The 9,240-nt window shown below is 37.2% G+C and carries 8 protein-coding genes; 6 read left to right on the top strand and 2 right to left on the bottom strand.

Translation table 11 applies throughout. The features are described 5' to 3' along the window. The first annotated feature begins 129 nt into the window (after positions 1-129). Positions 130-807, top strand: a complete 678-nt coding sequence (locus Q0L68_RS12215) for a LytTR family DNA-binding domain-containing protein (RefSeq protein ID WP_296703483.1) — start codon at positions 130-132, stop codon at positions 805-807. Positions 808-892: 85 nt separating this feature from the next. Here the strand turns inward: Q0L68_RS12215 and Q0L68_RS12210 are convergent, their stop codons facing one another. Then, the gene (locus Q0L68_RS12210) at positions 893-1,768 is read right to left on the bottom strand and encodes an AraC family transcriptional regulator (RefSeq protein WP_296703481.1); all 876 of its coding nucleotides are present in this window, start codon (positions 1,766-1,768) and stop codon (positions 893-895) included. A gap of 142 nt (positions 1,769-1,910) precedes the next feature. Between Q0L68_RS12210 and Q0L68_RS12205 the strand changes: the two genes are divergently transcribed. The 4 genes from Q0L68_RS12205 to Q0L68_RS12190 all read left to right on the top strand — a co-directional run bounded on the left by Q0L68_RS12205 (position 1,911) and on the right by Q0L68_RS12190 (position 8,046). After that, entirely contained in the window at positions 1,911-5,429 is a 3,519-nt protein-coding gene (locus tag Q0L68_RS12205; protein ID WP_296703478.1) for a PVC-type heme-binding CxxCH protein, read from the top strand. 6 nt (positions 5,430-5,435) lie between these two features. Then, positions 5,436-6,299, top strand: a complete 864-nt coding sequence (locus Q0L68_RS12200) for a sugar phosphate isomerase/epimerase (protein WP_296703476.1) — start codon at positions 5,436-5,438, stop codon at positions 6,297-6,299. A 29-nt stretch (positions 6,300-6,328) separates the two neighbouring features. Further along, positions 6,329-7,441 (top strand): Gfo/Idh/MocA family oxidoreductase, encoded by a 1,113-nt coding sequence (locus Q0L68_RS12195; protein ID WP_296703473.1) that lies wholly within the window; start codon positions 6,329-6,331, stop codon positions 7,439-7,441. A gap of 137 nt (positions 7,442-7,578) precedes the next feature. Then, entirely contained in the window at positions 7,579-8,046 is a 468-nt protein-coding gene (locus tag Q0L68_RS12190) for a c-type cytochrome (protein WP_296703471.1), read from the top strand. A gap of 85 nt (positions 8,047-8,131) precedes the next feature. Here Q0L68_RS12190 and Q0L68_RS12185 read toward each other — a convergent pair whose 3' ends face one another. Next, positions 8,132-8,506 carry a hypothetical protein gene (locus Q0L68_RS12185; protein WP_296703467.1) on the bottom strand — a complete coding sequence of 125 codons (375 nt, stop codon included), beginning with the start codon at positions 8,504-8,506 and terminating at the stop codon, positions 8,132-8,134. A 175-nt stretch (positions 8,507-8,681) separates the two neighbouring features. Between Q0L68_RS12185 and Q0L68_RS12180 the strand changes: the two genes are divergently transcribed. Continuing rightward, a partial coding sequence (locus tag Q0L68_RS12180) for an SGNH/GDSL hydrolase family protein (protein WP_296703464.1) occupies positions 8,682-9,240 on the top strand: 559 nt, incomplete at its 3' end.

Here is a 9,240-nt window from a genome sequence, read left to right as displayed (position 1 = left end):
ATGAATCTGGTATAGGATTGGAAAATGTTAAGAGCCGATTAGAGCATTTTTACCCACAAAAACATAACTTGACCATTGTGGCGAACGACACGGAGCATTTTGTTCACTTATCCGTCCAACTCCAATAAAATGATTAAAGCAATAGCGATAGATGATGAAAAGATGGCTTTGGAAGTGATAAAAGCTCATGCTTCCAAAGTTCCTTTTTTAGTTTTAGAAGAAATTTTTATGGATGCCATTGAAGCCTTGGAGTACATCAAGGAAAATGAAATTGACCTGATTTTCTTGGATATCAATATGCCGGATATTTCAGGAATTGACTTTGCAGGATTACTTCCTAAAGAAACCTTGGTAATATTTACAACAGCCTACTCAGACTTTGCAGTAAAGGGCTTCGAACTCGATGCATTGGATTACCTGCTCAAACCATTTAATCTGAGTCGATTTATCAAAGCTTGTCAAAAGGCACAGGAATGGCTGGATTTACAACCAGGAAAAGAACCTGAATTTACCTTTATCAAGACCGGAGAAGGTCAGATCCGCCTGATTTTCGATCAACTCTTATTTTGCGAAGCAAGCGGGAATTATGTAACCTTTCAGCTAGAAAATGAAAAAGTCATGAGCAGAATGACCTTGGCGGAAGTTGAAAATATCCTTCCCTCTTTTTTTATTCGATCTCACCGTTCTTTTTTGGTCAATAGCAAAAAGGTAAATAAAGTAGAAAAACACTTATTACACTTAGGAGATAAATCTGTACCTGTCAGTTTATCTTATATGGATCAGGTGATGGATTACTTTCAATCCTAAAGAAAGCTTGAATTAATTCAGAAGGTTGAAATATTAAAGTTCAAACTTATTAGATTTCTGAATTAAGATTTCTGATTTTAAATTTCTATTCAAAACTCTCCAAATACTCTTTTCGGTAAGTTATTGGTGTTTTTCCTATACGATCCTTAAACTGTTTATTGAAATTTGAAAGGGTGTTAAAACCACTTTCGTAACAAACTTCAGATACATTGATATCATCTTCATGAAGTAGTTTGCAGGCATGACTAATTCGAACATCACTGATAAAATCAGAAAATGATTTATTAGCTCTTGATTTAAAAAATCTGCTAAAAGCACTGACAGAAAGATTTGCAATACTGGCTACTTCCTCTAGTTTGATTTTTTCCTTATAGTTTTTCATTACATACTCGTAGACCTCTCCCATTCTGTCCTTTTCAGACTCTTTATTCAAGTTAATATATCCTGCGTTGGTAATCTGTCGGATATCTTTAGAGTGTGATAAATAATTGAGGATTTCAAGCAATAGTATCAATTGAGCAGAACCAGTCAGATTAACTAGTTTCTTCATCATTTCTGTAACCTCACGATTAGTTTTTCCATTTACTTCTACTCCCCTGGAAGAAAGCTTCATCAATCGTGCGATATCTGCAAATTCTTCTTTTTCAAAAATTCCATCCCCCAAAAAATTCTCCGGGAAATATGCCACTATCAAATGTGTGTCCAGATTATTTGATGGATCAAAATAGGCATTATCAGATCTCCAGACATGTGGCAAATTAGGTCCTGTCATTACCATATCCCCTTCTTTGAATGGTTTGATATGATCCCCGATATATCTTGTTCCAGTTCCTTTTAAAATGACTACCAACTGATATTCAGGATGAAAGTGCCAGTTTTTATCAAAAAATGGAGCATTTAATTCCCTGACTAAAAAGACTTTTGAATCAGGAATTCTCGACTTTTTAAGTGGGTTTTTCATAAATTATAACTGTGTTATGCTATATTTTTTGGAATATCAAACGCAAAAAGGACAAAATTCAGTCATTATTCAAAGTAATACAGTGAGAATCTTCTAGAAATTTTTTTGAATTTTCGTATTCAATTGATTATGAAACCCATTTATGAACATTTCGTTTAAAAAATCCATCTCGAAATTTTCCATAGTTTTGGCCACTTTGGTCATCTCTCTGCTTGTAATAAGCTGTGGAAAAAAATCAGGGGAGACATTTCTTTCTTCCACAGAGCCAAGACGTGTTGAAATACTTGTACTAGGCCATGAAAGCGAACATCACAATTCAGAGAAATTGATGATGTATATCGAAACTCCCTTATTTCAAAAGGGAATCAATCTGACATACACTACTGATGTTACAGATCTGAATCCTACAAAATTGAGTAATTATGATGGTTTGATGATTTATGCAAATCATGATCAAATTACTCCAGAACAGGAAACAGCTCTAAAAGACTATGTGCAAGGTGGTAAAGCTTTGATACCTATTCACTCAGCATCTTTCTGCTTCCAAAACTCACCATGGTATATTTCAGCGGTTGGTGGTCAATTCAAAAGTCATGGAACGGGTGATTTCACGGTTGATATAGTGGATAATGACTCTCCTATTATGGATGGAATCAGCGAGTTTGAAACATGGGATGAAACTTATGTTCACAGCCAATTAAACCCAGATATGCATGTATTGATGGAGCGAGTGGATGGTGATCATAAGGAGCCATATACTTGGACTCGTGAAGAGGGAAAAGGACGTGTGTTCTACACTGCTTATGGTCATAATGAGAAGACTTGGGAAAAAGAAGAATTTCAGGAATTAGTTGCAAATGGAATTCTTTGGGCCGTAGGTGATAAAGTAAATGCATTATTAGCTGCTTATAATATCCCAACTCCACAGTTTGAAGATGCTGTTATTCCAAACTATGAAAGAAGAGATCCTGCACCAAGATTCCAAATGCCATTATCTCCTGAGGAGTCTATGAAATTGGTTCAAGTGCCAGTAGGATTTGAATTAGAACTTTTTGCTTCCGAGCCTATGATCATCAACCCAATTGCTTTTGCTTGGGATGAAAGAGGAAGATTATTTGTCATAGAAACCACTGATTATCCTAATGAAGTTCGTAAGGAAGGTGGAGATGATAAAATCAAGATTCTGGAAGATACCAATGGTGATGGTAAAGCAGATAAAGTAACGATTTTTGCTGATGGATTGAATATCCCTACTTCGATCATGGCAGTAAATGGCGGGATGTTAATTTCAATGGCGCCGGATTTTGTCTTCCTAAAAGATACCGACGGTGATGATGTAGCAGATGTGAAAGAAGTGGTAATGACTGGATGGGGTAAATTTGATACTCACGCAGGCCCATCCAACCTAAAATATGGTTTTGATAATAAGGTTTGGGGAGTATTAGGTTACTCTGGCTTTAATGGAGAAGTAAGCGGACAGAAATTCAACTTCGGTCAAGGTGTTTATAGATTTGATCCATCCGGTGAAAATATGGAATACTTAGGTCGAACCAGTAATAACACTTGGGGACTTGGATTCTCTGAAGATTTTGAAACCTTTATTTCTACTGCCAATGGTCAACATTCAGTTTATTTGGCCTTGGATAATAAGTTTGTGAAGAGAACCATCTATAGAGGTACGCCAAACACTGCCACCGGAATAGACTCTCATTACGACATGCCTCATCTAACACCATTCTTAAGACAGGTGGATTGGTTTGGTAGCTATACTGCTGCTGCAGGGCACAACTTATATACTGCAAGAAATTTCCCTTCGGAATATTGGAATAAAGTAGCTTTCGTAGCAGAGCCAACAGGCCGAGTACTTCATAAGGCAAGAATTCTTGAAGAAGGCTCTGGTTATAAAGAAAAAAATGCTTTCAATATTTTGGCAAGTTCCGACGAATGGTTCAGCCCAGTGCATGCAGAAGTAGGTCCTGATGGTTCGCTTTGGGTAGCTGATTGGTACAACTTTATCATTCAGCACAACCCTACTCCTCGTGGTTTTGAAAATGGAGAAGGAAATGCTTACATCAACCCCATGCGTGATAAAGAGCATGGTAGAATTTATAGATTGACTTATAAAGGAGGTGAACCTTCTAAGACTTTTGATTTAAAAGATGCTTCTTCAAGCAAATTGATTGATGCACTTAAGAGCGATAACATGTTCTGGAGACTTACTGCTCAACGATTGATCGTAGAAACTCAGAACAAAGATGTGATAGAAGGATTATATGAATTAATCAATTCTCCTGAAGTTGATGGAGCAGGAATCAATGGACCTGCCATCAATGCACTTTGGACATTGAAAGGTTTGGGAGAATTAGATGGAAATAATGCAAAAGCTCAGGAAGTAGTAGAGAAGGCTTTGAGCCACCCTTCTGCAGCTGTTAGAAAAAATGCTGTTCGGGTTATTCCTAGAAACCAAGCTGCTTTAAATGCAATTATTGCAGCCAATATGATGGAAGATGATAATCTTCAGGCTAGGAAATTTGCAATCCTTGCTGTTTCCGAAATGCCAGCAAGTGATGATGTTTCAAAAATGCTGTTGGCAATTTCTGAAGATCAGGATAATGCCAAGGATGAGTATTTACCCCAAGCAATCTTTGCTGCGGCTATCACCCACCCTTCTGCCTTTGAAAGCAGACCTGAAGTACCTTCTTCAGAAGTTCAACCGGATTCCTTAATGGGTATTGCCGATAGAATTTCAAAAAGTTTGATTTCTGAGCTTTATACCTTGAATCCAAGAAACGCCCTCCTTTTCCCACCAGACCCATCCGGAAAAGAAATTACCATTACGATGGAAGTAACTCCAGGAAGAGACCCATTAGATGGTGTGATGGTTGCTCAAGGAAACAGCGTTAATGGCTATAGTTTATATGTATATAAAGATGCTTTAAGTTTTGCCGTGGCCCAAGATAGCGATGTGAAAATCATCAAAACAAAGAAACTTCCATCCGAGAAGTTTATGGTTACCGCTACCTTGAAACAAGATGGAGCTATGAGTTTGCACATTAATGGTGAAGAAGTAGCAAAAGGAAAAACAAAAGGATTGTTTAGCGCCCCACTTTCCCCTCAAAATGTTCGTGTGGGCCAATTTGATTCCGGAAACCGAGTTGGCGACTATGAAGGAAATTGGAGATTCTCTGGAAGAATCGGAAATGACTCTAGCTTGGATCTGAAAAAAGTCGATTCTGGAGATAGTAATGCTGTTGCCTCAATCGAGGCACCTATGGAAGTAGCCAAAGATGGATTAATTACACTAACTGCTGTACCTCATGAGATGAGATTTGATAAATCTGTATTTGCAGTGAATGCAGGAACTCAATTGATTTTGGATTTTAAAAACCCTGATTTTGTTCAGCACAATCTGATTATTGGAGCTATTGGTTCTTTGGATAAAATCGGAGAAGCTGCAGATCAAATGGCAAAAAACCTGACTGGAATGGACCTTGCATTTGTACCGAATATTCCTGAAGTTCTTGCGTCTACTGAACTGGTATTTCCTAATTATTCGGATTCTATTGTAATTAAAGTGCCTTCTAAAAAAGGTGATTATCCATTCGTTTGTACACTTCCTGATCATTGGAAGCAGATGAACGGAATCATGAAAGTAATATAAGGAAGGATGTCATTAGAAGTAAAATTTGGGGTAAGTACCTGGCTATGGACCTCCCCTTTTAATAAAGAAACAATAAACCTATTTCCTAGAATCAAAGGGTTTGGCTACGATTTCGTTGAAATCCCTGTTGAAGACCCAATCTTGATCGATATTCAAGAAGTGAAAACTGCTTTAGCGGATAATGGCTTAAAGGCCGTTATCTGCGGAGCATTTGGTACAAGCAGAGACTTGACCAATGAAGATCCAAATTTCCATAAAACCTGTTTTGATTACCTAAACGGTTGCTTTGAAATAGCATCAGGGTTGGATTGCAAATTTGTGGCGGGCCCTATGTATTCAGCGGTGGGAAAAGCTAGATTGGTTTCTCCAGAACAGAAAAAAATTGAATGGGATCGAGCAGTATCCAACCTGAGAATTGTATGTCAAAATGCACGTAAATTCGGATTGGAAATCGCCTTGGAAACCCTGAATCGTTTTGAAACAGATCTTATTAATACCTGTGACGAACTGATGCAATTGATAACGGATATCAATGAACCTGAAGCCAAAGTGATTTTGGATGGATTTCATATGAATATTGAAGAACCAGATCCCGAAGCTGCAATAAAATTGGCTGGAGATAAATTGATTCATTTCCAAGTCTCGGAAAACTATAGAGGAACCCCAGGAACAGGGCAAACTCCTTGGGCAGCTTTTAAAAGGGGCTTGGAGGCTGTAAAATACAAAGGAGTGATTTCTATTGAGAGCTTTACCCCGGAAATAAAAGAATTAGCAGGAGCTGTTTGTATTTGGAAGCCATTGGCTCCAAGTCAGGATAGTTTCGCCAGCGAAGGATTGAAATTTTTGAAAAAATGGGCTTCTGAAGCCTAATCAACCCAAATTACCATACCTATAGAACTATGAGTGACAAGAAATTTAACATCGCTATTATCGGACTTGGCTTTGGAGCTGAATTTATTCCGATTTACCAAAAGCATAAATTGGCTAATATGTATGCCATTTGTCAAAGAAATAAGGAAAAGGCAGAAGAGATTGGAAAAGCTTTTGGAATAGAAAAAGTATATACTGACTACGATGAATTGTTAAAGGATCCGAATATTGATGCTGTTCATATCAATACTCCAATACAAAACCACGCTGAGCAATCTCTAAAAGCTCTTAGAGCTGGAAAACACGTGGCTTGTACGGTTCCTATGGCTACAACTGTAGAAGAATGTAAGGCCATTGTAGAGGAAGTGCAAAGGACAGGATTGACTTACATGATGATGGAAACGGTAATTTATAGCCGTGAATTCTTATTTGTGAAAGAGATGTATGAAAAAGGAGAGTTGGGAAAAATTCAATTCTTGAGAGCCTCTCATCAACAAGAAATGGCTGGTTGGCCAGGATATTGGGAAGGCCTCCCTCCTATGCATTATGCGACACATTGCGTGGGACCGGTTTTGGCTTTACCAAAGGCCCAAGCAGAATATGTATCTTGTTTTGGTTCCGGAAGAATTGATGAAAACTTAATTCCAAAATACGGATCACCATTTGCTATTGAAACATGCCATATCAAATTCAAAGACTCTGATTTGGCTGCTGAAGTGACTAGATCTCTTTTTAATACAGCAAGACAATATAGAGAAAGCTTTGATGTATACGGTTCTAAGAAGTCTTTTGAATGGACCTTGATAGAGCATGAGGATTCTGTAATCCATACTGGGGAAACTCCTGAGCGGGTAAAAATCCCTGATTATGCACATTTACTTCCTAAGGAAATTGCACCTTTCACCACTGCCGGAGTTTATGATAGTGATGACAATCAGCACTTATCCTTTATTCAGGGAGCAGGACATGGAGGGTCTCATCCTCATTTGGTTAATGAGTTTCTCAACGCATTGGCTGAAGAAAGAGCTCCATACCCAGATGCAAAGCAATCTGCAAACATTACTTGTGTGGGGATTCTAGCACACGAGTCTGCCATGGCAGGTGGGAAAATTATTCCTCTCCCAGAAATCACTTTAAGTTAAAAAAAACTAGTAAATGGGAAATAGGTTAAATTTACTATTTCCCATTTATCAGAAAATCTGTGTTTGAATATAAATAATCCATCAATTGATGAAGAGTTTATTCATATTAACAGTTCGAATTCTAATTCAATATCTGAATGAAAATTACAATCTTATCAAAATTAACTGCGGTATTTCTAGTAGCACTTTTGTTTGCATGTGGAAGTGAAGAAAAAAAATCTGAACCGGCAGTTGTTGAAAAACAGGAAGAGAAAGAAACTACAACCCCTGAAGCATACTCTACTCCAACTAATAAACCATCGGAAGAGAACACTCCGCCTGAAGAAGTGGTAAACAGTTCTACTAGCAAAACAATCTCAGGTGAAGAAAAAGTGGCTAATTCAGATTGTCTTTCCTGCCATTTAGTTGAACGAATGGTCGTGGGCCCTGCCTACATGGATATTGCAGCAGAATATGAAAATAACGACGAAAATGTTGCGATGCTTGCCAATAAAGTAATCAAAGGTGGAGCTGGTGTTTGGGGTGAAACTGCAATGCCCCCACATCCCAATTTGAGTGAAGAAGATGCGAAAGATATGGTGAGATATATCTTAGGACTTTATTGACAAAAAAGAAACTATAGCAACATTGAATTAATTTGGATTAAAAAATTAATAAACTAGTGGCAATTTACATTGCCACTTTTTTTGTTCATTTTACTTTCGTTCCGATGGCATCAAACATCCCCATCAAATCACCCTTAGCTGTCTCCTCATCTGCTTTTTTCAAATAAAGTGTCACATCATAACCACTTATATTAAAAGCTGCAGTCAGAACATCATCAGAGATTTTTACACTTTGCATTTTAGATTCTGTGGTGGATCCTTCCTCAAAAAAGTAGCCATTAGTAATATCGCCAATTGTCTCAAATCGTAAAGGTAATGTAGCATCTCCCTGAGGAGTTCCTTTGATTAAAACTTCCCACTTTCCTTCAAAGTACTTTGGGTTTAAGGATGGTATTGCAAATGATACATTAAAGAGTAATACCATTGCAAATGCCAGAACTGTAGATTTTTTAGTTTTCATGGATATTGGTTAATGTTTAATATGAATACAATAAGATATAATTCACTTAGATTTCAAATAGGTATCCAAGTAATTTTTAATCCTATATTAGTTAAATGTCAAATTAAAATACTTTAACTAGCAATAAAGTTAGAATCTTATTTTAAAAATATTCATTAACAAACAATCTTTTATTATGAGGAATCTACTCATTTGTTTGGTCTTTTTCATATCAAGCCAATTGCTTGAAATAGAAAAAGAAATAAGAAATTCTCCAAATTTTAGTAAAACAGTGGCTGTTTTTGGAGGATCTGTTTCAGTTATCCCAGCTAGCGAAGTAGCCAAGAATATGTGGACTGAGAGCTTAGGAATGAAAATCACTAATTATGGAGTTGGTGGAGCGGGATTTTCGTCTTTACAGGGAAAATCCTTGCAACAGCAAGTTGATGAGGCCGGAGTATTCGATATTTATATACTTTGGGCATCAACAAATGATTATACAAATAACCGGGAAATTGGAAATTATACAGACTTTACGGAATTTGATAGTTTTGATGAAAAAAAGCTTATTACTCAGGCTGGAGGGATCAATTACTGCATCAAAAAAATTTATGAATTGAATCCCGGTGCCACAATTTATTTTTTTACTTCCAGCAAAGCATTTAACAATCGAGGTGGGTATGATCCATTTGATCAAGAAGGGATGGTAAAATATGTAGAGCTGCAGAAGCAAATCTGTGAACTACATGGCATCC

Origin of the sequence: Algoriphagus sp. (assembly GCF_024642405.1) — a bacterium.
Classification (GTDB): domain Bacteria; phylum Bacteroidota; class Bacteroidia; order Cytophagales; family Cyclobacteriaceae; genus Algoriphagus.
This window is presented reverse-complemented; position numbering and strand designations above follow the sequence as displayed.